Below are 25,279 nucleotides of genomic sequence, written 5' to 3'. Positions count from 1 at the left end.
AGTAAACAGGCTCCTGCCTTTACACCTGTAACCAGAAGGTTACCGGACCATCATTCACTAAAGATACTTTCATATCTGCCGCAAAGCGACCTCGCTCTGTCGGCAACACCTGTTGGCACTGGTCTGAAAAATAGTCATACAAACGCTCGGCCTCTGTGGGGTGAGCGCCGCGAGAAAAGCCTGCGCGCGTGCCTTTTTTAGTGTCGGCAGGCAAGGTAAACTGCGACACCACCAGCACTTTGCCCCCGACTTGCTGCACATTGAGATTCATTTTGCCGTCGTCGTCTTCAAACACACGGTAAGTGGTGACCCGCTCTACCAATCGGCGAGTTTTGGCTTCATCATCGTCTTTTTCAACACCGAGCAGGACCAATAGCCCTTTTTCTATCTGCCCGACCACTTCACCATCGACGCGAACAGCGGCTTCACTTACTCTCTGAATCAGCGCAATCACTACTACTATCCTCTTCTGCAGCCAACATTTTTTCTGCCTGAGAGTGTATCATTTCCGCGCTCAGTCTCCACTGTTCCTTCTCACCCAATGCCGCGGTTACTTCCGCACCGATCAACACAATCAGCCAGCACAAATAGACCCAAACAAACAAAATAGGAATGGCCGCCAGCGCGCCATATATCACTTGGTAAGAAGGAAACTGGGTTATGTACGCGGCGAAGCCTTTTTTACTCATCTCAAACAAAATCGCGGCGATGATCGCCCCGATGACTGCATGGGAAAAATGGACTTTTTTGTTCGGTACCAACAGATACAAACCGACAAAGGCACAAAACGAGAGAATAAACGGTAGCCAGCGCAGCAGTAAATTGTACATGCCAGAAATTGCTTCGCTGTCGAGCAGACGCAGCGAAGTCACATACGAGGTCGCGGCGATGCTGGTTCCGACCAAAATCGGCCCCAAGGTCAACACCATCCAATACATGGAAAACGAGAACACCGCACGGCGCTTTTTCCGCACCCGCCAAATGTAGTTGAGATTTTTATCGATGTTGGAGATAAGCATCAAAGCCGCAACAAAAAGAAAGGCCGCGCCGACGGCGGTCATTTTTCCGGTATTGGCGACAAAATCCTGTAGCGCGTTATGCACCGCATCCCCAGCCGCGGGGACAAAATGGGTAATGATAAAACCTTGCAATATAGTGCCAACATTTTCAAACACTGGAAATTTAGACAAAATCGATAAAAGTACTGTCATCAGTGGCACAATCGAGAGCAAGGTAATATAGGCCAAATAACCGGCGTTCACATTCACCCGATCGTGTTGCATTCGGGCAATTAAATAGCGCGCAAACGCGATTCCATTTCCGGCGAGGGTTTGCAATCTCAACTTGTCACTCCCAGGTAACTGGTTCATAGTCCTACCCATACGGCTCATTAAAACAGATGGAAAATAAGCATGCCTTATTCTCTCGCAGTTATGCTATCAATTTTTTATCCGCTCAGCTCTGCTTATCTAAAGGTCATTATCATTAACCCACTCTCACCATCAAGCTAACGAGAAGATGAACAGCAATAAAAAACCCCGGGAGAAGCTGCCCGGGGTTTTCATTTCTTACAATAACGTTATTCGCAATTACTTCGCTTCACGTGAAGCGCGCTTACGGTCGCTTTCTGTGAGGAATTTCTTACGAATACGGATGCTTTCCGGCGTTACTTCTACCAATTCGTCGTCATCGATAAACTCAAGCGCTTGCTCTAGAGTCATGATGATTGGTGGCGTCAGTACCTGCGCGTCATCGGTGCCCGATGCACGTACGTTGGTCAGTTGCTTACCTTTCAGGGCGTTTACGGTCAGGTCGTTGTCACGGCTGTGAATACCGATCACCATACCTTCGTATACTTCCACGCCGTGACCGATAAATAGACGGCCACGCTCTTGCAGGTTAAACAGTGCGTTGGTCAGTGCTTTACCCGCTGCGTTGGCGATCAATACACCATTGACACGTTGACCAATGGTGCCGCCTTTGTGTGGGCCGTAATGGTCAAAAGTATGGTACAGAAGGCCAGAACCCGAGGTCAGTGTCATGAACTCGGTTTGGAAACCAATCAGACCACGAGAAGGCATGATGAAGTCAAGACGTACACGGCCTTTACCATCCGGTGCCATGTCTTTCAGCTCACCCTTACGCATACCAATTTTTTCCATGATACCGCCCTGATGCTCTTCTTGAACATCGATGGTCACGGTTTCAAATGGTTCCATCAACTGGCCGTTCTCTTCTTTAAGAATAACTTCTGGACGAGATACCGCGAGCTCGAAGCCTTCACGACGCATGTTTTCGATCAGAATCGAAAGGTGCAGTTCGCCACGGCCAGAAACGCGGAATTTGTCTGGATCTTCCGTTTGTTCAACGCGCAGTGCTACGTTGTGCACCAATTCTTTCTCAAGACGCTCAAGGATGTTACGTGACGTGACGTATTTACCTTCAAGACCGGCAAAAGGTGAGGTGTTCACTTGGAACGTCATGGTCACGGTTGGCTCGTCAACAGACAGTGCAGGCAGTGCTTCCACTTTGTTTGCATCACAGATGGTGTCAGAGATTTTCAGCTCACCAAGACCCGTAATCGCAATGATGTCACCTGCGGTTGCTTGCGGCACTTCATGGCGCTCAAGGCCAAGGTAACCGAGTACTGTACCCACTTTACCGTTACGAACTTTACCGTCCGCACCGACAATACTTACTTGTTGGTTGGCTTTTACTTTACCGCGTTTGATACGACCCACGCCGATAACGCCAACGTATGAGCTGTAATCCAGCTGAGAAATTTGCATTTGTAGCGGGCCATCAAGGTCCACTTCTGGCGCAGCAACCACATCGACGATGGTCTGGAACAGAGGTTCCATGTTCTCGCCTGTTTCGCCTTCTTCCAGTGTCGCCCAGCCATTCAGCGCTGACGCGTAAACCACTTTAAAGTCCAGCTGTTCGTCTGTCGCACCGAGGTTGTCGAACAGATCAAACACTTGATCCATAACCCAGTCAGGACGTGCGCCAGGGCGGTCAATTTTGTTGATAACCACGATTGGCTTCAGACCGTGAGCAAATGCCTTTTGTGTTACAAAGCGCGTTTGTGGCATTGGGCCATCCACCGCGTCAACGATCAGCAGCACGCAGTCAACCATAGACATAATACGTTCAACTTCACCACCGAAGTCCGCGTGTCCCGGGGTGTCTACGATGTTGATGCGGTAGTCGTTCCAGTTGATGGCGGTGTTTTTCGCCAGGATGGTGATGCCACGCTCTTTCTCGATGTCGTTCGAGTCCATGACTCGCTCTTCAATGTCACCGCGAGATTGCAAAGTGCCTGATTGTTGCAGCAGTTTGTCAACCAGTGTGGTTTTACCGTGGTCAACGTGCGCGATGATCGCGATATTTCTTAAATTATCAATCTGTGGAGTCGTCATGGATTCTGATTCACTTGTTTAAAAACGACGCTAAAAACATGAATGTTTTTTAAGCGGCGGTTATTTGATTAAAAAAACGGCCATAATGTACCAGATTTTGATAAAAAACCCAGAAATATGTGATCAGCTCGTGATTATTTTTCGCCAAGTAAAGACTAGTCGCCAAGGTGTATTTCGGCCATTTTTCTGCCATAAAAAGAGTATGCACATTAACACACTTCTCGATTGACAAGATGCCCAAAGACGGGCTGAATGAGAGACAGTTTTGGCTTATTCTGGTGCAAACTCGCCACATCAGCACCAAAACAGTGCATTAAGAGATCATTTTGGTGCATTGCACACACCAAAATGGCGAGATGAAATACTAAAACCATGAAATATAAGGACTTTAAAAATTGGCACAGTTTTAGCTTTGTAAGAATCAGCATCGATTAATACCAATGTAAAGAAATTAATCAATGCTAGATTCAATACCGAATCTGGCCAATACCGCTTTAATAACACTGGAGGTTATCCAAGATGTCAGTAGAAAACGTTCTATCGCTTATCCAAGAAAACGAAGTTAAGTTTGTTGACCTGCGTTTTACCGATACGAAAGGTAAAGAGCAGCACATTTCTATTCCTGCACACCAAATTGATGCTGACTTCTTCGAAGACGGTAAGATGTTTGATGGTTCCTCTGTAGCGGGCTGGAAAGGCATCAACGAATCAGACATGGTGATGATGCCTGATGCGTCTTCTGCGGTACTTGACCCATTCACTGAAGAAGCGACTCTGAACATCCGTTGTGACATCCTTGAGCCTGCAACCATGCAAGGCTACGACCGCGACCCACGTTCTATCGCAAAACGCGCGGAAGATTACCTACGTTCTACTGGCATCGCAGACACCGTTCTTGTTGGTCCAGAGCCAGAGTTCTTCCTGTTTGACGACGTGAAGTTCTCTACGGATATGTCAGGTTCTTTCTTCAAGATTGACGACGTAGAAGCTGCATGGAACACAGGTTCAGATTACGAAAACGGTAACAAAGGTCACCGTCCTGGCGTGAAAGGGGGTTACTTCCCAGTAGCTCCAGTGGACTCTTCTCAAGACCTGCGTTCTGCAATGTGTCTAGTAATGGAAGAGATGGGCCTAGTGGTTGAAGCGCACCACCACGAAGTGGCGACGGCAGGTCAAAACGAGATCGCGACTCGCTTCAACACGCTAACCACGAAAGCGGACGAGATCCAAATCTACAAGTACGTGGTTCACAACGTAGCACACGCATACGGCAAAACTGCGACCTTTATGCCGAAACCACTGGTTGGCGACAACGGCTCAGGCATGCACGTTCACCAATCTCTGGCGAAAGACGGCGTTAACCTCTTCGCGGGTGACAAGTACGGCGGCCTGTCAGAAACAGCTCTGTACTACATCGGTGGTATCATCAAGCACGCTCGTGCACTGAACGCGCTGACTAACCCATCAACTAACTCGTACAAGCGTCTGGTTCCTCACTACGAAGCGCCTGTTATGCTAGCTTACTCTGCGCGTAACCGTTCTGCGTCTATCCGTATCCCTGTGGTACCAAGTCCGAAAGCACGTCGTGTAGAAGTTCGCTTCCCAGACCCAGCAGCAAACCCATACCTAGCGTTTGCCGCATTGCTGATGGCTGGTCTTGACGGTATCAAGAACAAGATCCACCCAGGGGAAGCGATGGACAAAGACCTTTACGATCTGCCTGCAGAAGAAGCAGCAGAGATTCCAAAGGTTGCAGAATCACTCAAGCAAGCTCTTGAGTGCCTAGACAAAGACCGTGAGTTCCTAACTGCGGGCGGCGTATTCTCTGATGATTTCATCGATTCTTACATCGAACTGAAAACCAAAGACGTTGAGCGCGTTAACACCGCCGTTCACCCACTGGAATTTGAACTGTACTACTCAGTGTAATTCACTCAGTGCAAATGTAATTCAGATTGCACTTTTTATCAGGCTCGCCTCGCAGGCGGGCCTTTTTCATATTCTCCCGCCAGAAATCGAGTAATAACATGCGGTTTGCATAAAAAATTGGCCAACAGCCAAGCGCATCCGCTCACATCGGGCGCGGGTTGTGATTACATGAAACCGCATCTCTTTGGAGGTGAAAGATGATAAAAAGACTTTCTCTGCTGTGTGTATTGCTCAGTTCTCTTGCGCACGCACAGACAGTGTACACTTGGGTCGACGCCGATGGCGTGCTGCATTTTAGTGATACTCCCGGCAGTGGTGCGAAAAGCATTACGCTAGCGGATTTGGACGCCAGTGCCCCTGCGCCACACGTTGAATCCACGCAAAAGATGGACGCTGCGCAACCCAGCACTACGCAGGCTTCTTCAGCAAAAGAAACGGCGGTTGAACCCGCGCAGCCAAGCTCGTCGGATCAAGCCCCCGCCGAGTTACAACTGAGTATGGCGTCTCCGGCGAATGACACCACCATCCGCAGCAATCGCGGCCTCATCTTTATTCGCATGGAAAGCAATCGCAAGCTTGAGGTTGGCGAACAGCTGCAGTTGATACTCAACGGACACCGTTATGGTGCACCACAAACCGGCTTGACTTGGCAATTGAAAAACATTGACCGTGGTACCCACACACTGGCCGTTCAGGCTTACAGAAACGGCAAGATAATTGCATCATCCAGCCCTATATCAGTGCATTTGCATCGCACCAGTATTAAATAGTGGCTTGAGTCGCAAGATAAGCATCTGAAACGCCTTAGAAGACGCTTTCACTTCTCCCCTTAATCCGCCATACTGGCTGCCAATGCACCAATTTAGTGCATCGCACCAAACTATGACAACGACAAGGATGTGATTGTGAATTCAGCGCTTTCAGACACAATTCTCAGCAATATGGTGACCGCAACCCTGATCCTCGATGATGGGTTGCAGGTTAAACACGCCAACCCGGCGGCCGAGCAACTCTTCGCGCAAAGCGCCAAACGCATCATCCACCAACCGCTGTCACAATTGATCCAACACGCCTCCCTCGATTTAGCCTTGCTCTCACAACCACTACAAAGCGGTCAAAGCATCACGGACAACGACGTCACTTTCGTTGTTGATGGTAAGCCGCTGCTGCTGGAAGTGACAGTCAGCCCTATCTCGATTGAGCGTGAACCAATGCTGCTGGTAGAGATGCGCAAGGTTGACCAACAGCGGCGTATCACCCAAGAGATGAACCAACACGCGCAGCAGCAAGCGGCCAAACTCTTAGTCAGAGGACTAGCGCACGAGATCAAAAACCCCTTAGGTGGCTTGCGCGGCGCGGCGCAATTGCTAGAGAAGATGTTGCCCGAACCAAGCCTGACCGAATATACCCAGATCATCATTGAACAAGCGGATCGGCTGCGCACCCTGGTCGACCGGCTGCTTGGCCCACAAAAGCCGGGCAAAAAGCAAGAAGCCAATCTGCATCAGGTTTTGGAAAAAGTGCGCCAATTGGTCGAATTAGAATCACAGCAAAAACTGCTGATTGAGCGCGATTATGACCCAAGCCTGCCGGACATTTATATGGCTGCGGACCAAATTGAGCAGGCGATGCTGAACATTGTTAGCAACGCGGCACAAGTTCTGGCCAACCAAGACGACGGCCTGATCACCATACGCACCAGAACGGTGCATCAAGCCAATATCCACGGCCATCGCTGCAAAGTGGCCGCGCGAATTGAAATCATAGATAACGGCCCCGGTATTCCGGTTGAGCTGCAAGATACCTTGTTTTACCCCATGGTCAGCGGACGAGAAGGAGGCACCGGACTTGGGCTTTCTATCTCGCAAAATCTGATAGATCAACATAACGGCAAAATCGATGTCGAAAGCTGGCCTGGGCATACCAATTTCACCATTTATCTGCCAATTTAATGCTGCAAGGAATAGACCATGAGTAAAGGATATGTTTGGGTTGTCGACGACGATAGCTCCATCCGCTGGGTGATGGAAAAAACCCTCTCTTCCGCCAATATCAAGTGCGAAACCTACGCCAATGGTGAAAGTGTGTTGATGGCGTTAGAGCGAGAAGTCCCTGATGTGTTGGTGTCCGATATCCGTATGCCCGGCATTGATGGCATTGAATTGCTGCAACAAGTGCACAGCAAGTGCCCCGATTTGCCTGTGATCATCATGACAGCGCACTCCGATCTCGACGCCGCGGTCAACGCCTATCAGAAGGGTGCGTTTGAATATCTGCCCAAACCGTTTGATATCGACGAAACGCTGACGTTAGTAGAACGCGCCATCGCCCACGGTCAAGAACAAAAGCGCGAGCAGATGGCCTCGGGCAATCCACTTAGCTCCCATACGCCAGAAATCATTGGTGAAGCGCCCGCAATGCAGGAAGTGTTTCGCGCCATCGGCCGGCTTTCACGCTCCTCTATCTCTGTGCTGATCAATGGCGAATCGGGCACGGGTAAAGAGCTGGTCGCTCATGCCCTGCATCGACACAGCCCACGAGCCAGCAAACCGTTTATCGCCCTCAACATGGCCGCGATTCCAAAAGATCTGATTGAGTCGGAGCTGTTTGGCCACGAAAAAGGCGCTTTTACTGGGGCAAATTCGGTGCGCCAAGGACGGTTCGAACAAGCCAACGGCGGCACCCTGTTTTTGGATGAAATTGGCGATATGCCGCTCGATATTCAAACTCGCCTACTGCGCGTGCTCGCCGATGGGCAGTTTTATCGTGTCGGCGGTCACTCGCCGATCAAAGTTGGCGTGAGGATTGTCGCCGCCACCCACCAAAATCTCGAACGTTTGGTGCAAAACGGCGATTTCCGAGAAGACCTGTTTCACCGCCTCAATGTTATCCGAGTGCAGATCCCCGCATTGCGCGAACGCAAACAGGATATAGAAAAACTGACTCAGCACTTTTTACTGCGCGCCGCCGATGAGTTAGCGGTGGAAGCCAAAACACTGCATCGCAGTACCTTAGACATTCTCTCGCGTCTCAATTGGCCTGGGAACGTGCGTCAGTTGGAAAACATCTGTCGCTGGTTGACCGTAATGGCCAGTGGCAGCGAAATTTTACCGGGCGATCTGCCGAGTGAACTGCTGCAAGAGAAAAAGAGCAGCGAGGAAGAAAACGCGGCAGGGACTTGGCAGGAGATTCTCGCCAGTTGGGCGCGAAAAGAACTCAGCTCTGGGGAAAAAGAGCTGCTGACATACGCACTTCCACAATTCGAACGTATACTGTTAGAAGCAGCACTCGAGCACACCAACGGCCACAAACAGGACGCGGCCAAAGTACTCGGCTGGGGGCGCAATACCTTGACACGTAAATTAAAAGAACTGTATTGACGACGAGTAGAGAAATTCACCGAGGTTCGCCAGCCCTTACGAACCTAAGTGGCAGCAGGGATAGTAAAGCACGATGGCAGAGATGGCTTCCAACAGCAAAATTTCCTTAAAAACCGCGGTCATTGTGCCTTTGGTGGTGATCTTTTTGCTCTCAATCAGCGTGGTGATTTTGGTGCAAAAGCGCAGTTACGAAGAGGCGGTACACGATCTGAGTGACAAGCAGCTCTCCGCCTTAACCGAAAACGTGCGCAACAGTTTAACCAGTTATCTCGGCGCCCCGTTTGACGCCGGGCTCAGTATGGCGCATACCATTGGCTTCAACCATTTGTATAAACCCGATGACACCACCGCATTGCAGCACTACTTTCTGGACGCCTTTCAAACCATTTATGCCCCGATTGCCCAGCTAGACGTGATTGGATTTGGCTCGGAAGCAGCCGATTATGTCGGACTACGTAAAGAGAGCGATGGCAGCCATACCCTGATGGTGCAAGACGATCGTACCAACAGCAAACTGGTGATTTATCAAGGAGACGCCGTCAGCGAGAACATCCGCTCTGTGATTGACAATTACGACCCGCGAGTGCGCCCTTGGTACACGCCAGTTGCCCAAGAGCGGCGCCCAATGTGGTCTTCCATATACGCCAACGCCGACGAAAGACAAGAAATCACCCTCTCTGCTCTCGCTCCGGTGTACGACCAGCAGCAATTTGTCGGCGTGGTGGTCACCGATATTCGCATCAACACCTTCAATAATTTTCTCTCCGCACTGAAAGAAAAAACCAAGGCGTCGGTCTATGTCATGGACGAAAAGCAGCGCTTGATCGCACACTCTTCGCCAAGCAGCGTGGTCTCTTGGGGTACCGAATTGTCGAAAAAAGGCGACCGTTTGCTAGCAAGCGAAAGTGCCGACCCCATCATAAAACGCCATGCCGATGCGGTGAAAAGCCAACAAATGTTGGAGAAGAGAGCGGCGCAACGCTTTGAATTTTTGGGTCACGATGGGCGCTACTTCAGCCTGATCTCGCCCTATACCGACGAATATGGCTTAACGTGGTATATCGGTATTTCAATTTCTGAATCGCAGCTACTGGGCGTATTGCCCAAAGCGCAGCAAGAGAGCTGGATCGTTGGCTTATCGGTGGGAACCATCGGCGTTTTGTTCTGTATGGTGATTTTTAGCCGCATTACCCATCCCATCACCACCACGGCCACCGCCGCGAAAAACTTGGCCAATGGGCATTGGGAAAGTGCCATGCCCAAACCCGGATTGATCTACGAAACCAGCCTGTTGGTCACAGCGTTCAATGAGATGGCCAATAACCTTCGAGTCTCTTTTAAAGCGCTGCGCAACCAGTTGGTTTATGACTCTCTGACCAAGCTCTACAGTCGAGAAGGGTTGATTGATGCGAGTCGTCGCGTGCATCCCTCTCAGAGCGGTAGCCTATTTTTGCTTGGGGTGAATCGCTTTCGCGACATCAATGACAGTGTCGGACATCACAAAGGCGATCAACTGCTGATCAGCATCTCTGAAAGACTGAAAGACCTATTTGATGATAACTATATCCTTGCTCGCACTGGAGGCGATGAGTTCGCCGTCTACGCACCACGAGTGACCAGCTCCGAAGAGATCACCTTGACCGTTAACCGGCTGCAACAGCTGTTTATCGCGCCATTTTATATGGGTGAGGAAAGCGTGGTGATGAAAGTGTCGATTGGGGTGGTATGTACCGACAGCGAGAGCGACATGATCCGTTGGTTGCGTAACGGCAGCATTGCACTGAGCAACGCGAAACAAGATCATACCTCGGTCAGCCACTACCGTCCCGAGATGGCAGATGCATCCAAGTTTCGCACCCAAATGCTGGCGCGCATTCAAGATGGCATCAACAGCCAAGAATTCATCCCTTACTACCAACCGATTATTGAACTGGAGAGCGGCAAAGTCGTCGGAGCAGAAGCATTGGCGCGCTGGCTGAGCAAACAAGGCATCGTATCACCACTCGATTTTATCCCGATTGCTGAAGACAGTGGCATGATTAAAGAAATTGGCAGCCAAATATTGCAACGCGCCTGCAAAGAAACCGCTCAGGCAATCGCAAATAACCTCTGGCAAAGTGACTTCCAGTTACACGTTAATATCTCCGTCAACCAACTATCACGCGAAGATTTTGTCGCGGAAGTCGGGCAAATTTTGTTGGAAACGGGGCTACCCGCCACCAATCTCACTCTGGAGATCACCGAGTCGCGGCTGGTCGACAGTGCACCAACCACTTTGGAGAACATGCACAAGCTGCGCCGCCTTGGTATCGGCATTGCGATTGATGATTTTGGTACTGGCTACTCATCACTGGCGTATTTGCACACCTTACCGTTTGATTGCCTGAAAATCGATCGAGCCTTTGTCGATAAACTCAGCCGCGAGGAACTCAATAACTCTGTGGTCGCTGCCATCGTCAACATCACCCGAGGCTTTAACGTCAGTGTGGTGGCGGAAGGGGTCGAAACTGGCTTGCAAGCCAAATTGCTCTCTGAACTAGGCTGCCCATTGGCTCAGGGCTTCTTATACAGCCGCCCGGTCCCTTTTGCCGATTGGCCCAGTGATCGGTTATCAGGCAAGTAATTTTGTTGAAAAATCAGCTTATTGGACAATAAGTCAGGCACAAAGTTGCACTAGCAAAACAAACAAAAATGCCAGCGTCTCGCTGGCATTTTTTATTGCATATAGCACTCTTTCGCTAAATGACACGCGAGAACTGCTGTTGTCGCGCTTTGGCACGTAGGTATTTGTCAAAGCACATGCAGATGTTGCGGATCAGCAGACGACCACGCAATGTGACACGGATTTCGCTCTCATCCACTTCCACCAATCGATCATCAATAAAAGTCTGCAGCAGTTGCAGATCTTCTTTGAAGTAGTGGTTAAACGTCACTTTGAACTGCGTTTCGATCGCTTTTTTATCCAGTTTGAAGTTGCAAATCAATTGCTTAATTACCTCACGGCGCAGCAAGTCGTCAGCGTCCAGCGCGACCCCTTTCCATAGCGCATGGCGCAATTCATTGACTTGAGCGTAGTATTTCTTCAGCTCTTTTTGATTCTGCGCGTAGGCGTCGCCAATCATCGAAATGGCCGAGACACCAAAACCGACCAAGTCACACTCGCCTTGGGTGGTATAGCCTTGGAAATTACGATGCAACACACCTTCTCGCTGGGCAATCGCCAGTTCATCATCCGGCTTGGCAAAGTGGTCCATACCGATAAACTGATAACCCGCTTCGGTTAAAGTGGTAATGGTTTGCTGCAAAATCGCCATTTTTTCTTCAGCTTTAGGCAGCATCTCATCTTTGATTTTACGCTGCGCGGCAAATAACTGCGGCATGTGGGCGTAATTAAACACCGACAAACGACCCGGCTGCATTTGCAACACTTGGGCTAATGTTTTTGCAAACGACTCGCGGTTTTGCTTGGGTAAGCCGTAGATGAGATCAAGGTTGGTCGAGCGGAAACCGAGCTGCTTCGCCCGTTCGACCATGGCAAAAATAAAGGCTTCATCTTGCTCACGATTGACCAGCTTTTGCACTTCCTTGTCGAAATCTTGCACACCAATGCTCAGGCGGTTAAACCCTTCTTGCCGCAAATGGTCGAGAATATCGAGTTCAATCTCACGCGGGTCGACCTCAATACTGATCTCCGCATTGGCTTCAAAATCAAACTCTTCCCGCAGCAAGCTCATCAGCCGCGACAACTGTTTGGCCGTTAGAAAGGTCGGCGTACCGCCACCAAAATGCAGCTGCGTTACCTGTCGACCGTGCAAAAGTGAAGCGCGTTGGCGAATTTCGTGTTCCAGCACATCAAGGTACTCATCCGCTTTATGCGAATGGCGAGTAATCACTTTATTGCAGCCACAGTAGTAGCAAAGCTTATGACAGAACGGAATGTGCACATAAAGAGAAAGCGGACGCTCAGGGTACTGCGAGCATGCCATGTCATAGTCAGAAATGGTAAACGCTTCGTGAAACTCCAACGCTGTCGGATAAGAGGTATAGCGAGGACCAGAATAGTTGTACTTGTCCAATACCGCTTGGTCCCAAACGATCTGTTGGTTCGATTCAAGAGTCTGATTCGACATGGTGTTACTTCCGTAAAATCCTATGAGCCGCTATTTTGCCACATCCAAAATAGGGAGATAGCGCGACATTGTGGCTTTTTAAGCGCCAATCGTTAGAAGTGCTAGCGCGATCACGATAGCCCCGCACAGCAGGGCCATCGATCAGATCATTTGAATGTTGATCTGGTTGTTGAGCGGCTGCACTCTTTTGCGCAGTGCTTTCAGCTCTTCGACAATCGCCTCACTAAGACGGCCTTCCGCCTTGTGACGCTCAAGGTTTTGCTTCATGCGCTCTTTTTTCTCAAGCGCCTGACGCGCTTCACCGCGTGGCATGTCTTTGACGATATGATACAGCTCAGCAATCGCTGGGTATTCCGCATCAAAATCAACCCGTTGTTCTCCTTGCACATAATCCATGATGCAGTAGACACGAATGCTGATTTCAGACAGATCGCACTGTCCTTGAATCCCCGCCATACACAAGATATTGACGTTATCGAAAATATTGGCATTGCGTTTCTCGATCGCCAACTTCTGATGCTGCTGTTGCAACTCCTTTTGCTTCTTTAACTGGAGCAGAAGGTAGCCTGCATAACACGCCAAACCCAGAATGATGGCACCACCAATTATGGCCAGTAAGGTGACATTCATCGCGCTGCTTACCCTTTGTAGTCGTCCATGTTGAAGTCTTCAAAATCCGCCAGCAGCTCATCGTCTGAACGAGCTTTGCGCGTTGGCGCTTCATCTTGAAACTCTTCGTCATCTTCGGGTTCGAGCAAACCAAGTTGCTTCATCAACTGCTCAATGCGGTCCAGTTTCTCATCGACATACTGCTGCAATCCGCGACCTAGGTTTTCACCAGCCTCAATACGATCAAGCAACACATTCAACTGGGCATCGTTTTCCAGCATTTCGAGCTCTTGTTCCGCCGACAGACGACGCTCTTGCTTAGTCAACTTCTTCGCAGGTTCGACAATCAGTGGGATTTTCTTCTTGCTGCCAAGACGTGGATCACGCACTTGATTGGCGGACTGTTTCTGCTTAGCTTGCTCTTCTGCGTTACGTGCACCGGCTTTCAAACCCTTGTGCTTTTTCTCTTTTTTGCGCAAACGTCCTGCGACATCCGACTCAGAACGGTTACGGGTAACAATAAACTCCGGTGCGCCTGCGGCACCTGGTTTTCTCGATTTTTTCTTACGACTCATTACTGGGTCTTCCTCAGTAAAATTACATCTTTGCCAATAAATTCAAGTTCGAGCTTATCCCGCTCTGCCAGAAACTGAAACGTTGCTTGGCTAAAAAAGATCACATGCGTGGGATCATTTTTGTAGTGCCAATGGGCAAACGCCTCAACATTGATGACCATTTTTGTCATCAGGCCTATCCAGCCTCCGGGCTTAACTAAATTCAACCATTGTTGCCACACCTGATCAGGTTGATAGAGATGCTCAATCACCTCCGTGGCCGTCATGAAGTCGTACTGTTTAGCCAACACACTGGTTTGTGGGTGGTAATAAATGTCGTACAACGCCATGGTGTGACCACGCTCTTCCATCATCAATGAGAGCGTTGGCCCAGGCCCACAACCAAAATCCAACCCGGTTGATTGCGGCTCAATCCGTTCCAAAAGAGGGTCAGCAATGCGTGCTAAAAAGCGCCGATAACCTGCATCCTGCGGATCATTCTCATGCAGATCATAGTGAGCTTTTTCGTTTTTTGCATCCAGACGCTGGTTAGGATGGACAAACACCAAATGGCATTGCTCACACTGCAAATACTCGCGGCGTTTGTCGGCAAAATAAGGCTGAATGTGCTCATGCTGACATAAAGGGCAGGTATGCATACTGACTTCCTCAAACAGGGATGCGCAACATACCAGAAAGTCCAGCAGGATTGGAGGGGCCGCGGGCAAAATATCGCCAATTTCAGAAAAAAACGGCCGAAATAAAAAAAGCGACAGGCATGCTGTCGCTTTCTGAACCGCCACAAGTGGCAAAAACTGTGTTGCACTCAGTTAGTGCACCAATATTCCGTTTGTTTTTTGTGCTTTCCCTGCCAAAAGGTGTTGTTCGTCATCATCCTGATGAGTTTTGGCTTTCCTTCGACTTCCTGTATCGAGGCTTATCCGTTAAGCCTGGATCCTTTGCACTGTCTTAACCTTTAGACGAGGTGACCATCCTTATCTGACCAACATCCTGTCGATCTGAGCTCCCTTCTCCGGCTTTCGAACAACTCCTTTGTCCGCATCCGTGGAGACCACCTTGGCCTAATTTCCTTTACCAGCGTCCTGCTGATGGTGCTAATTTACTTGGTCATCAAATTGAAACAAGTCGCTTAGCGCGATTTATTGGCTCTTTTTTCAGCTAAATTAAATACTTTCTGCTTTTCATAAAGTTAGAAAAAACTGGTAGACAAAGAGGCAAGAACGAATGGCAAATCTCTTACAAAATGATCAGCAAACTGTCCTTCAGCAAGGAAAGGTAGCGACGAAATAAGTGTGACTCTGCACCACAAAGAAAACGCCCTGGTGACAGACCAGGGCGTTTTCCTACAACATGTGCTCGAGCGGTTAGGGGCGAAATTAGTGAAGACCACCAACGTATTGAGACAGCGTGTTAATGTCATCGTCGGTCAGTTTCTTTGCGATATCACGCATCATCGCATTCATATCGTTGCCACGGGATGATTCGCGGAATTTTTGTAGCTGAGCTTTGATGTAGTCAGCATGCTGACCGGAAATTTTCGGGAAACCTGAAAGCTCAGTACCATTGCCGCGTGGGCCATGACACGCAATACAAGCGGTTAAACCACGCTCTGCGTCACCTGCGGTGTACAATACTTTACCCGCATCGACCACGCTTTCCGGGGTCGTGTTTGGAGAAATTGGCAGGGAGGAGTAGTAAGCTGCCAAATCCGCCATATCCTGTTCTGTCAATGGCATCGCCATTGCACTCATAACCGGATCATAACGTCCTTGCTTACCTGCACTTTCCATACCTAATTTGAGATCTTTCAACTGCTTCTCAATATATTTGGCATGCTGACCAGCAAGCTTTGGATACATGGTGAGTAGACTGTTGCCGTCAGCACCGTGACACGCAACACACGTTTGGGATTTTGCTTTGCCAGCCTCAATATTACCTTGGGCCCATACTGAGCAGCTGGCTAAAAGACTCAAAATTAGCGCTAATTTCTTCATGACATTCCATTATAATTATCAAGCTTCCAGTACCACGGAAGGTGAACAGACCGAGTACACTCATGGTACAATAGGCGACCTTATGCCGAGCACGGTTATTTTACACAATTTCACAAAAAAGTAATCAATCGACTACACAAAGTCGAGATGGAGTTAACAGTGAGCGTAAAAATTCATTACCAAAATACGCATTTCATCACCAGTGCGCCTGATATCCGCCACCTGCCAGCCGATGAGGGCATCGAAATTGCGTTTGCAGGACGCTCAAATGCTGGTAAATCCAGTGCACTAAACCGATTAACCAACCAAAAAAGCCTGGCGAAAACCTCAAAGACGCCAGGCCGCACGCAGCTTATCAACTTGTTCAAAGTGACGGACGGCTGCCATATTGTCGACCTTCCTGGCTATGGTTTTGCCCAAGTTCCGCTGGAAATGAAGCAGAAGTGGCAAAAATCGCTGGGTGAATATCTGCAAAAACGCCAATGTCTACAAGGATTGGTGGTGTTGATGGACATCCGCCATCCGATGAAGGATCTCGATCAACAGATGATTGCTTGGGCAATTGAGAGCCGTATCCCAGTCCAAGTTCTTCTCACGAAAGCGGACAAACTCAAGAGCGGTGCACGTAAAGCAGAACTACTCAAAGTTCGCCAGTTAGCCGCAACCTTTGGTGGTGACGTGCAAGTGGATCTGTTTTCATCACTGAAAGGGATTGGCGTGGATCAGTTACGAGCCAAACTCGACGAATGGTTTGCACCAGCACTCGCCCATCTATTGGACGAAGAAGCGGGCCAAGAAAACGACTAGCCTCTGCGATACAAGATTATCGATCAAAGCTCTGCCTGTGCAGGGCTTTTGTTTTTTCTGCCGCCAGAAACAAAAATCCCCGCCATCCTGGCAGGGAAACGGGAGAGAAAAATTGGTAATTATTGTTATGGGCCAGAGCATTACTGAACTGGTAACGGATTTCAAGAGTTCGCGCGCTGATGATATTGGGCTGCTGACTAAAGATCAGCCACGACAATTAAACCTAACTAACTGATATATAAGACTTTATACCCAAAATGCTCACATTAAATATGCAGTTAGTTTTTTAAGAGAATTAATAATAGTGTGATTGGTACAAATTTACAGAACGGATTTTCAACGACAAATACGGTAGAACACCGTCAGAAGCGGGATAAGCAAAACAGAATAAGAGAAAAGAAAGATGGATTGCTAATTTATTGAAAATTAATAAAATTTTATTTGGGCAATAAAAAACGCCCCAGTCAAAACCTGACTGGGGCGGCTGAATCAGCCTAATCCAATAACGTGAAACAAAAGGTCTGAAAGATAGAACATCTTACCTCTGTACCCTACGAGGATTAATGTACAACAATTGGTCATAATTGCAAACTTTTTTTGTAGTTTATTTTCATGAAACTTTTATTAAGCTACAACTCAACAGTTTCTCTTTGAACTTATTTAGATACAAAAAAAAGCCAGAACTTGTGCTCTGGCTCATACAATTTATTCGTTTTCGCACAAAAAGTGATTAGTGTGCCTGATCCCAGTTATCACCATGACCTGCATCTGCGACAAGAGGGACTTTCAACTGCGCTGCTGATTCCATCAATTCCTGTACTTTACTTTCAATTTCGGCCAAAGATGACTCTTCCACTTCCAGAACCAGTTCATCGTGTACTTGCATCAAAAGTTTAACCCGGCCATCGCCCTCTTGCTGGATCCACTGATCAACCAAAAGCATTGCTTTCTTGATGATGTCTGCCGCCGTGCCTTGCATCGGTGCGTTGATCGCCGCACGCTCGGCCGCTTTACGGCGCATCACGTTACGTGAGGTAATTTCCGGCAAATGCAATCGTCGACCAAAAATGGTTTCCACATAACCAAGTTCAGACGCCGTACTGCGAGTATCTTCCATATACTGCATAACGCCGGGGTAGCGCTCGAAATACTTATCCATATAGCCCTGCGCTTCGCCACGCGGAATACCCAACTGCTTCGCCAGACCAAACGCACTCATGCCGTAGATCAAACCAAAGTTCACCGCTTTAGCGCGGCGGCGCTGCTCGGAGGTGACTTGATCTATGCTTACGCCGAGAATTTCCGCAGCGGTCGCAGCGTGAATGTCTTTGCCCTGCTGGAAGGCATCCAACAACGCCTGATCACCGGAGAGATGCGCCATAATACGCAGCTCGATTTGCGAGTAGTCGACCGCAAGAATTTTGTAGCCATGCGGCGCAACGAAAGCCTGACGAATACGACGCCCTTCTTCATTACGGATCGGAATGTTCTGTAAGTTAGGATCGGTTGACGATAAGCGTCCCGTCGCCGTTACCGCCTGATGATAAGAGGTATGCACACGACCGGTAGTCGGGTTAATCATCTTCGGCAACTTATCGGTATAGGTGGATTTGAGCTTAGCCAAACCACGGTATTCAAGAATCACTTTTGGCAATGGGTAGTCCAGCGCCAGTTCTTGTAGCACCTCTTCATTAGTCGAAGGCGTTCCCGATGGGGTTTTCTTCACCACTGGTAATCCCATCTGCTCAAACAGAATGGTTTGCAGCTGTTTGGGCGAGTTCATGTTGAACTCTTGCCCGGCGATCTCGTACGCTTTTTGCTCTAACTCATCCAAGCGCAGCGCAATTTCCTGTGATTGCGCGGACAGTTTCATGGCGTCAATCAAAACGCCTGTGCGTTCAATGCGAGACAGCACAGGCACTAACGGTACTTCAATCTCTTCATACACAGATTTGAGTTTCTCATCCGCATTGAGCGACTCGGCTAAGCGATTATGTAGACGCAAAGTAACATCGGCATCTTCGGCGGCGTACACAGCGGCTTCATTTAGATCGATCTGGTTAAAGGTTAACTGATTTTTACCTTTACCTGCGATCTGCTCAAACGAGATGCAGCTGTGCTGCAAGAATCGCAGCGCCAAGCTGTCCATATCGTGTTTGCCGCCAACGCTGTTGTAAACGTAAGAGGCCAACATGGTGTCGTGTTTGATGCCCCGCATCTCAATGCCGTAGCGTGCCAGCACTGAAGCGTCATATTTTAGGTTCTGGCCTACTTTCGCTTGCGCATCGTCTTCAAGAATCGGTTTCAGTTGCTCAAGAACCCAATCGCGATCCAGCTGCTCTGGTGCATCCAAATAATCATGCGCCACGGGCACATAGGCCGCGACGCCCTCTTCGATGGCAAACGAGAGGCCCACCAAATTCGCCACCATGTAGTCGAGGCTGTCGGTCTCGGTATCGAAAGCAAACAGCTCTGCCGCTTTAAGCTTATCTAGCCAGGCATGGAAAGAATCTTGGTCAAGAATCGTTTCATACTGGCTACGATCGATGTTTGCCGCCGACGTGTTCAGCTCTTTAGCTGGTGAAGCCGCAGCGATGGGAGCGCGTGTTGATACTGATTTTTCTACCGCTTCAACCACACCCGTGCCGCCATCAAGCAGTTCCGTCAACCAAGATTTAAACGTTAACTGGCCGTAAAGCTTTATTAACTCGTCTTTGTTCGGCGCCATTTTGTGCAGAGACTCAGGTGTTTGCTCCAGCTCAACATCGAGTTTGATAGTAGCCAACTGATACGACAACAGTGCATTCTCTTTGTTATCGAGCAGTTTTTTCGCCATGGTTTTCGAACCACGAAAGCCTAATGCAGCAATCTCATCAAGGCGCTCATAAAGTGAAGCAATCCCGCCAATGCCTTGCAACAAAGCGACCGCCGTTTTATCTCCGACGCCGGGGACACCCGGGATATTATCCACTTTATCGCCCATCAGGGCGAGGTAATCGATGATCAGTTCAGGCGGAATACCGAATTTTTCAATCACTCCTTCTCGATCCATCACCACATTGGTCATGGTATTGATCAGAGTGATGTTGTCATCGACCAACTGTGCCATGTCTTTATCACCAGTGCTGATCAACACTGGCATGCCTTGCTGGGAAGCTTGATAAGCGAGCGTGCCAATCACGTCATCCGCTTCAACGCCGGGTACGCAGATCAGTGGCAAGCCCATGGCGCGAATCACATCGTGCAGTGGTTCGATCTGACAGCGCAAATCGTCCGGCATAGGTGGACGGTGCGCTTTGTACTCCGGATACATCTCATCACGGAAAGTCTTGCCTTTTGCGTCAAACACCACCGCGATGCGCTCAGAAGCAAATTGGCGCATCATGCTACGCAGCATGTTCACCACTCCATAAACCGCATTGGTCGGTATCTCACCATTGCTCATGGTGCCGGGGTAAGCATGAAATGCACGATAGAGATAGGAAGAGCCATCGATCAGAATCAATGGATTTTCAGGAATACTCGCCATAATTGTAGATATCCAGCAGACATTAAATTTGATGTGCTAAGGATGCCACGTCTAACCCACTGAATCTATGTTGCAGATGTAATCCTCCCTATCAATGCACAAAATCTTATGCCAAGCGAGCCCACCAAGCTGTGGATAACTCTGTTTATATTAATTATCCACTGGATATGCACTGGTTAAAAACGCAACCAACGACCAACATAAGTATTTGTTTTAAAAAAATAAAATGAAAATACCACGACGATACATTTGATCTTTTCAGGATCCTGTCATGTGGAAAAGATATTTTTTGTTGAAAAACACAGCAGATTTGTCAAGAAAATGCGCATAAAAAAAGCGACATCAAAAGATGTCGCCTAGCGAAATACGGTGCAGCCCAATCGGTGAGTACCACGGCCTGACCAGAAAGCTATAAATTACACTGGAAGCAATGTGAGCAATGTCGTGTCAAAAAGAATGCGTGCAAGTTCTGGGCAGTTCAGTTTCATTACTTATTAACACCTTGGTTAATCGGGCAACTCAACATCCTTGTGAACTATTTCGTATTCCCTCAGACGCATTTAATAATAATGATTCTCATTTGATAGTCAACATCTAAATGAGAAAAAATCTCATTTATTTTGATAGCTGTTTGACAAAGTGGATTCGAGACTCAGTAATGTTTTCCATTTTTTCATAATTATCAATCAGATAATTATTTCTCAACAATAATCTCAGCATGGAGGGAAACTGATTGCGCGATTTAACTCTTAAGCGTTGATACCCCTGCTCAAGCGCCCAAGCCTCTTGTTCCTCTAACAGGCGTTGCGCTACGCCATAGCCTCTAGCTTGTGGTGAGACACCACCAAACCAGCTGTAGAATTCATCACTGCTTAACTGATAGCCGATTTTAAATCCCAGTAGCTGCCCATCTTGTAATGCCACCAACACCAACGATTTCTTGCCCTGTAAGCGCTCATTCAAAGTGTGCACGGTTTCTTTGCGCACAAACTCGTTGATTGTCGCCACCACCGCGACCACTTCCTCAAGCGATCCTTGACGCACTGTTATCGACATCGTTTCTCCTAGCATAAAAAAAGCTGGCCGAAGCCAGCCTGTTAAGCTCTTTGCTCTTACTTTGTTAGGCGCAAATGTGCGGCCGTTTGGGCGTTTTCTTCCGCCAGCCACTCGGCAACGTCTTTTGCAAAGTAGGTTAAAATGCCGTCCGCCCCTGCTCGCTTAAAGCACAGCAGCGATTCAAGCACAGTTTCACGCTCTTTTAACCAACCATTGAGAATGGCGGCTTTGTGCATCGCGTATTCACCCGAAACTTGGTAAGCAAACGTCGGCACCTGAAGCTCCGTTTTCACGCGGCGAACCACGTCCAAGTACGGCATCCCCGGTTTTACCATCACCATATCCGCACCTTCGTTAATGTCTAACGCCACTTCGTGCAGCGCTTCATCACTGTTGGCCGGATCCATTTGGTAATTTTTCTTGTTGCCGCCTTTCAGGTTGGCTGCTGAGCCGACTGCATCTCGGAATGGTCCGTAGTAACATGAGGCGTACTTGGCCGAATAAGCCATGATTTGGGTATGAATATAGCCAGCCTCTTCTAACGCTTCACGAATTTTGCCAATGCGGCCATCCATCATGTCCGACGGTGCCACCACATCGGCCCCCGCCTCGGCGTGTGAGAGTGCCTGTTTGACTAAGACTTCGGTGGTTTCGTCATTCATCACGTAGCCGTCTTCATCAATGATGCCATCCTGACCATGAGTGGTGAACGGATCCAACGCGACGTCGGTGATCACGCCCATTTGTGGCACGTGCTCTTTCAATGCACGAACGGCACGCTGCACCAAACCTTCTGGGTTGTAGGCTTCGGCTGCACACAGGCTTTTCGCATCCTGATTGACCACCGGAAACAGAGCGATGGCCGGAACACCTAACTGCGCCAGGTACTGCGCTTCTTCCAGCATCAGATCGATAGACAAACGTTCCACGCCCGGCATGGATTCGACGCTTTCACGGCGATCTTTACCCATCAGAATGAACATCGGATAGATCAGATCGCTGACCGTTAACTGGTTTTCCGCCATGAGTCGACGACTGAAATCGTGCTTACGCATACGACGCATACGACGCGCCGGGAATGGCCCCTGGATAGATACAGACACTCTATTCTCCTTGTCTGGTGTATAGAATTGGCGAAATCATATCACTCTAGGTGCATGACGCCAGCAACAAAGCGGAAAAATGCCAAAAATGACCAAACGCTCACACTGACGTATAATCGCCCCACTGCTTTTATAACGAGACTCCGTAATGATCGATACTCATGCCCATATCTACGCCAGCGAATTTGACCAAGACCGTGCACAGGTCGTGGCACGTGCACAGCAGCAAGGCATCAGCAAGATCTTGTTACCCAATATTGATCTCGAATCGATTGAACCAATGCTCGCTACCGAAGCCGCCTACCCCGATGTCTGCCGCTCGATGATGGGATTACATCCATGCTATGTCGATGCCAATGTCAAAGAGACACTCAGCATCATTTATCGCTGGTTTGCCAAACACGCTTTCATTGCGGTGGGTGAAATTGGCATTGATCTGTATTGGGATAAAACCTATCGCCAAGAGCAGGAGTGGGCATTCATCACCCAGCTCAATTGGGCTAAAGAGATGGATTTACCTGTGGTGATTCACACGCGCGATTCGATAGAGCAGACACTAAAATTGCTGCGACAAGAGCAAAATGGCTCATTGCGCGGCGTGTTTCACTGTTTTGGCGGTAGCGTGGAAGAAGCCAAAGCGATCAACGATCTCGGTTTTCATCTTGGCCTTGGCGGAGTTTCCACCTTTAAAAATGGCGGCATGGACAGCGTTATCCCACAGTTGGATATGAACTACGTGATTTTGGAAACGGATTGCCCTTATCTCGCCCCCGTGCCACATCGGGGCAAACGCAACGAACCGGCTTACACGTCACTGGTTGCCCAACGTGTGGCCGAGCTGCGCGGGTGGTCGCTGCAGCAAGTGGACACGCTGACCACTCACAATGCGCAGCAACTGTTTCAACTGTTCTGACACCGAGTGTGATGCGGCTCATCCGTCTGGGCACACTAGAAGATGAAAGAAAACATGGTTTTTACACGGCTAATTTATCAAACCATAATAATGCTTTATTATTTTATGAGATAAAGATCACATAGAGGCATGGAATAACACTCCAATTGCATATATGATCCAGTGCACAAAATACATAACACGTGAGTTATCAGCATGTGCAATCATAGTGCTCACTTACAGCGTCAGCATCGTACTTTTTGGCATAAAATCATGGGCGTAAAAGAGCTTTACGTCTGCACCAAATGCGGCCATGTGGTCAAAGTGAAATAAAAAAAGCGGCTTGTTTCAGCCGCTTTTCTTACTTCATTCTTGTCTACTTCTACTCTTCACTCTCTGCAGGATCCGCTTTACGCGTGTAAAAACGCGCAAAGAACAAGCCCACTTCGAACAGCAAACACATCGGTACCGCGAGTAAGGTTTGCGAAATAATGTCTGGCGGCGTGAGCAACATACCGACCACAAACGCACCCACCACGATATAAGGGCGTTTTTCACTCAAACTCTTCGGGTTAGTGGCCCCAGTCCAACAGAGTAGAATGATCGCCACTGGCACTTCAAAAGCAATGCCGAAGGCCAAAAATAGCGCCAAAACAAAATCTAAATAGCTGGCGATATCGGTAGCAAATTCGACACCGCCCAATGAGATGGCGGTGAAAAAGCCAAACACCAGCGGAAAAACCACAAAATAAGCAAACGCCACACCACAGTAAAACAGCAGCGAGCTGGAAACCAACAGCGGCATCACCAAGCGACGTTCATGCTTGTATAAGCCGGGCGCCACAAAAGCCCACACTTGGTACAAGATGAACGGCACCGCCACAAACACCGAAGCGATCAAGGTCAACTTCAATGGTGTGAAAAAGGGCGACGCCACATCAGTGGCAATCATGGTTGCCCCAGCGGGTAAACGTTCAACCAAAGGCGCTGAAACGAACTCATAGATCTCAGCGGAAAAATAGATTAACCCGACAAACACCACCAGCACCGAGACGATCGCTTTGAGTAGTCGATTGCGCAGTTCAAGTAAGTGGCTAATCAGGGGCTGTGTCTGCTCTACGGAAGACATATCAAACCTCTACAGTCAAAACAGAGCAAAAAGGAGCGACCATCGGGCCGCTCCTGAGAAAAGAGATTATTCGGCTTTGCTATCTGCCGCTTTTGTGGGGGTGGCTTCGAGCGCCGAGTCAGGCGCTTTTTCTGTCACTGACTCCTTAGGCGCAGAAGCCGCTTCAGAGGCAGCATAAGGTCGATTGACCGACTGCGCCGCTTGCTGCAATTGTTCCACCGACGCTTTGAGCTCTGGCGAGAGATTTTCCATCCCCATTTGCTCCGCTTTGCGTAAGTTTTCCTGCAACTCCTGCACTTTCAGTTCGTGTGCCAGCTCATCTTTAACGCTGTTGGCCATGCTGCGCGCCGCACCAACAAAGCGCGACACGCTGCGAATTGCATGCGGCAAACGTTCTGGCCCCAGAACTACCAGACCCACCACAGATATCAATACCAGTTCCCAAAAACCGATATCAAACACGAATTATGCCTGCTCTTTATCTTTTTTGGTTTCGCTTGCAGCTTGCTTGGTTTGCTGCTCGAGACTCTTGGGTTCGAAGTCTGCGTCTTTTTTGTCTGACTCATCGTCATTCATGGCTTTCTTGAAGCCTTTGATAGCGCCGCCCAGATCGCCGCCAATGCCACGCAACTTCTTGGTTCCGAACAGCAATATAACGATGACAGCAATGATTAGCAGTTGCCAGATACTGATACCACCCATTTTCTTTACCTCGGGTTTTGTAAAA

At 48.8% G+C, this 25,279-nt stretch carries 23 protein-coding genes; 8 read left to right on the top strand and 15 right to left on the bottom strand.

The window, feature by feature from the left end; all coding sequences use genetic code 11:
* Positions 1-19: 19 nt before the first annotated feature.
* The 3 genes from dtd to typA all read right to left on the bottom strand — a co-directional run bounded on the left by dtd (position 20) and on the right by typA (position 3,419).
* Positions 20-454: a D-aminoacyl-tRNA deacylase gene (gene dtd / locus EA26_RS01355; RefSeq protein WP_039422630.1), complete on the bottom strand. Its 435-nt coding sequence runs from the start codon at positions 452-454 to the stop codon at positions 20-22.
* Positions 426-1,370, bottom strand: a complete 945-nt coding sequence (locus tag EA26_RS01350) for a virulence factor BrkB family protein (RefSeq protein WP_039422628.1) — start codon at positions 1,368-1,370, stop codon at positions 426-428. The genes dtd and EA26_RS01350 overlap by 29 nt, the downstream gene beginning before the upstream one ends.
* A gap of 219 nt (positions 1,371-1,589) precedes the next feature.
* Complete coding sequence (gene typA, locus EA26_RS01345; RefSeq protein WP_039422626.1) at positions 1,590-3,419, bottom strand: translational GTPase TypA; 1,830 nt, start codon at positions 3,417-3,419, stop codon at positions 1,590-1,592.
* Between the two features lie 519 nt (positions 3,420-3,938).
* Here typA and glnA point away from each other — a divergent pair.
* The 5 genes from glnA to gepA all read left to right on the top strand — a co-directional run bounded on the left by glnA (position 3,939) and on the right by gepA (position 11,351).
* Positions 3,939-5,348, top strand: a complete 1,410-nt coding sequence (gene glnA / locus EA26_RS01340; protein ID WP_039422624.1) for a glutamate--ammonia ligase — start codon at positions 3,939-3,941, stop codon at positions 5,346-5,348.
* Positions 5,349-5,545: 197 nt separating this feature from the next.
* Complete coding sequence (locus tag EA26_RS01335) at positions 5,546-6,118, top strand: DUF4124 domain-containing protein (RefSeq protein ID WP_152593642.1); 573 nt, start codon at positions 5,546-5,548, stop codon at positions 6,116-6,118.
* A gap of 129 nt (positions 6,119-6,247) precedes the next feature.
* Complete coding sequence (gene glnL, locus EA26_RS01330; RefSeq protein ID WP_404975934.1) at positions 6,248-7,300, top strand: nitrogen regulation protein NR(II); 1,053 nt, start codon at positions 6,248-6,250, stop codon at positions 7,298-7,300.
* An 18-nt stretch (positions 7,301-7,318) separates the two neighbouring features.
* A complete protein-coding gene (gene glnG, locus EA26_RS01325; RefSeq protein WP_039422621.1) occupies positions 7,319-8,728 on the top strand; it encodes a nitrogen regulation protein NR(I) in 1,410 nt (469 codons plus the stop codon).
* An 82-nt stretch (positions 8,729-8,810) separates the two neighbouring features.
* A complete protein-coding gene (gene gepA / locus EA26_RS01320; RefSeq protein WP_039428678.1) occupies positions 8,811-11,351 on the top strand; it encodes a phosphodiesterase GepA in 2,541 nt (846 codons plus the stop codon).
* A gap of 115 nt (positions 11,352-11,466) precedes the next feature.
* On the opposite strand, the gene hemN is transcribed toward gepA, so the two are convergent.
* The 4 genes from hemN to EA26_RS01300 all read right to left on the bottom strand — a co-directional run bounded on the left by hemN (position 11,467) and on the right by EA26_RS01300 (position 14,680).
* Positions 11,467-12,858, bottom strand: a complete 1,392-nt coding sequence (hemN, locus tag EA26_RS01315) for an oxygen-independent coproporphyrinogen III oxidase (protein WP_039422619.1) — start codon at positions 12,856-12,858, stop codon at positions 11,467-11,469.
* Between the two features lie 141 nt (positions 12,859-12,999).
* Positions 13,000-13,488: a DUF2489 domain-containing protein gene (locus tag EA26_RS01310; RefSeq protein ID WP_039422618.1), complete on the bottom strand. Its 489-nt coding sequence runs from the start codon at positions 13,486-13,488 to the stop codon at positions 13,000-13,002.
* Between the two features lie 8 nt (positions 13,489-13,496).
* Positions 13,497-14,042 carry a Der GTPase-activating protein YihI gene (gene yihI / locus EA26_RS01305; protein WP_039422616.1) on the bottom strand — a complete coding sequence of 182 codons (546 nt, stop codon included), beginning with the start codon at positions 14,040-14,042 and terminating at the stop codon, positions 13,497-13,499.
* Positions 14,042-14,680: a class I SAM-dependent methyltransferase gene (locus tag EA26_RS01300; RefSeq protein ID WP_039422615.1), complete on the bottom strand. Its 639-nt coding sequence runs from the start codon at positions 14,678-14,680 to the stop codon at positions 14,042-14,044. The genes yihI and EA26_RS01300 overlap by 1 nt, the downstream gene beginning before the upstream one ends.
* 20 nt (positions 14,681-14,700) lie before the next feature.
* Here EA26_RS01300 and EA26_RS21950 point away from each other — a divergent pair, with 20 nt between their 5' ends.
* Positions 14,701-14,994, top strand: coding sequence for a hypothetical protein (locus tag EA26_RS21950; protein WP_167772721.1), 294 nt, complete (start codon positions 14,701-14,703; stop codon positions 14,992-14,994).
* Positions 14,995-15,418: 424 nt separating this feature from the next.
* Here EA26_RS21950 and EA26_RS01295 read toward each other — a convergent pair whose 3' ends face one another.
* Positions 15,419-16,036: a c-type cytochrome gene (locus EA26_RS01295; RefSeq protein ID WP_039422613.1), complete on the bottom strand. Its 618-nt coding sequence runs from the start codon at positions 16,034-16,036 to the stop codon at positions 15,419-15,421.
* A 159-nt stretch (positions 16,037-16,195) separates the two neighbouring features.
* Between EA26_RS01295 and yihA the strand changes: the two genes are divergently transcribed.
* Positions 16,196-16,843 carry a ribosome biogenesis GTP-binding protein YihA/YsxC gene (yihA, locus tag EA26_RS01290; RefSeq protein ID WP_039422611.1) on the top strand — a complete coding sequence of 216 codons (648 nt, stop codon included), beginning with the start codon at positions 16,196-16,198 and terminating at the stop codon, positions 16,841-16,843.
* 489 nt (positions 16,844-17,332) lie between these two features.
* Here yihA and spfP read toward each other — a convergent pair whose 3' ends face one another.
* The 4 genes from spfP to hemB form a co-directional block, all read right to left on the bottom strand.
* The gene (gene spfP, locus EA26_RS22630; protein WP_438356636.1) at positions 17,333-17,380 is read right to left on the bottom strand and encodes a small protein SpfP; all 48 of its coding nucleotides are present in this window, start codon (positions 17,378-17,380) and stop codon (positions 17,333-17,335) included.
* A 193-nt stretch (positions 17,381-17,573) separates the two neighbouring features.
* Positions 17,574-20,372: a DNA polymerase I gene (gene polA / locus EA26_RS01285; RefSeq protein WP_039422609.1), complete on the bottom strand. Its 2,799-nt coding sequence runs from the start codon at positions 20,370-20,372 to the stop codon at positions 17,574-17,576.
* Positions 20,373-20,987: 615 nt separating this feature from the next.
* The gene (locus EA26_RS01280) at positions 20,988-21,428 is read right to left on the bottom strand and encodes a GNAT family N-acetyltransferase (protein WP_039422607.1); all 441 of its coding nucleotides are present in this window, start codon (positions 21,426-21,428) and stop codon (positions 20,988-20,990) included.
* A gap of 56 nt (positions 21,429-21,484) precedes the next feature.
* Entirely contained in the window at positions 21,485-22,531 is a 1,047-nt protein-coding gene (gene hemB / locus EA26_RS01275) for a porphobilinogen synthase (protein ID WP_039422605.1), read from the bottom strand.
* Positions 22,532-22,679: 148 nt separating this feature from the next.
* Here hemB and EA26_RS01270 point away from each other — a divergent pair, with 148 nt between their 5' ends.
* A complete protein-coding gene (locus EA26_RS01270; protein WP_039422603.1) occupies positions 22,680-23,444 on the top strand; it encodes a TatD family hydrolase in 765 nt (254 codons plus the stop codon).
* 361 nt (positions 23,445-23,805) lie between these two features.
* Here EA26_RS01270 and tatC read toward each other — a convergent pair whose 3' ends face one another.
* The 3 genes from tatC to tatA form a co-directional block, all read right to left on the bottom strand.
* The gene (gene tatC, locus EA26_RS01265) at positions 23,806-24,552 is read right to left on the bottom strand and encodes a twin-arginine translocase subunit TatC (RefSeq protein ID WP_039422601.1); all 747 of its coding nucleotides are present in this window, start codon (positions 24,550-24,552) and stop codon (positions 23,806-23,808) included.
* 66 nt (positions 24,553-24,618) lie between these two features.
* Entirely contained in the window at positions 24,619-25,014 is a 396-nt protein-coding gene (tatB, locus tag EA26_RS01260) for a Sec-independent protein translocase protein TatB (protein WP_039422599.1), read from the bottom strand.
* Between the two features lie 3 nt (positions 25,015-25,017).
* Positions 25,018-25,254 (bottom strand): Sec-independent protein translocase subunit TatA, encoded by a 237-nt coding sequence (tatA, locus tag EA26_RS01255; RefSeq protein ID WP_039422597.1) that lies wholly within the window; start codon positions 25,252-25,254, stop codon positions 25,018-25,020.
* Positions 25,255-25,279: the final 25 nt, after the last annotated feature.

Origin of the sequence: Vibrio navarrensis (assembly GCF_000764325.1) — a bacterium.
In the GTDB taxonomy this organism is placed as follows: Bacteria; Pseudomonadota; Gammaproteobacteria; order Enterobacterales; family Vibrionaceae; genus Vibrio; species Vibrio navarrensis.
This window is presented reverse-complemented; position numbering and strand designations above follow the sequence as displayed.

Coding starts and splice junctions, on each gene's coding strand:
- EA26_RS01350 (WP_039422628.1), bottom strand. CDS start 1,370: ATGAACCAGTTACCTGGGAGTGACAAGTTGAGATTGCAAACCCTCGCC.
- typA (WP_039422626.1), bottom strand. CDS start 3,419: ATGACGACTCCACAGATTGATAATTTAAGAAATATCGCGATCATCGCG.
- glnA (WP_039422624.1), top strand. CDS start 3,939: ATGTCAGTAGAAAACGTTCTATCGCTTATCCAAGAAAACGAAGTTAAG.
- EA26_RS01335 (WP_152593642.1), top strand. CDS start 5,546: ATGATAAAAAGACTTTCTCTGCTGTGTGTATTGCTCAGTTCTCTTGCG.
- glnG (WP_039422621.1), top strand. CDS start 7,319: ATGAGTAAAGGATATGTTTGGGTTGTCGACGACGATAGCTCCATCCGC.
- gepA (WP_039428678.1), top strand. CDS start 8,811: ATGGCTTCCAACAGCAAAATTTCCTTAAAAACCGCGGTCATTGTGCCT.
- hemN (WP_039422619.1), bottom strand. CDS start 12,858: ATGTCGAATCAGACTCTTGAATCGAACCAACAGATCGTTTGGGACCAA.
- EA26_RS01310 (WP_039422618.1), bottom strand. CDS start 13,488: ATGAATGTCACCTTACTGGCCATAATTGGTGGTGCCATCATTCTGGGT.
- yihI (WP_039422616.1), bottom strand. CDS start 14,042: ATGAGTCGTAAGAAAAAATCGAGAAAACCAGGTGCCGCAGGCGCACCG.
- EA26_RS01300 (WP_039422615.1), bottom strand. CDS start 14,680: ATGCATACCTGCCCTTTATGTCAGCATGAGCACATTCAGCCTTATTTT.
- EA26_RS21950 (WP_167772721.1), top strand. CDS start 14,701: ATGCGCAACATACCAGAAAGTCCAGCAGGATTGGAGGGGCCGCGGGCA.
- EA26_RS01295 (WP_039422613.1), bottom strand. CDS start 16,036: ATGAAGAAATTAGCGCTAATTTTGAGTCTTTTAGCCAGCTGCTCAGTA.
- polA (WP_039422609.1), bottom strand. CDS start 20,372: ATGGCGAGTATTCCTGAAAATCCATTGATTCTGATCGATGGCTCTTCC.
- EA26_RS01280 (WP_039422607.1), bottom strand. CDS start 21,428: ATGTCGATAACAGTGCGTCAAGGATCGCTTGAGGAAGTGGTCGCGGTG.
- EA26_RS01270 (WP_039422603.1), top strand. CDS start 22,680: ATGATCGATACTCATGCCCATATCTACGCCAGCGAATTTGACCAAGAC.
- tatC (WP_039422601.1), bottom strand. CDS start 24,552: ATGTCTTCCGTAGAGCAGACACAGCCCCTGATTAGCCACTTACTTGAA.
- tatA (WP_039422597.1), bottom strand. CDS start 25,254: ATGGGTGGTATCAGTATCTGGCAACTGCTAATCATTGCTGTCATCGTT.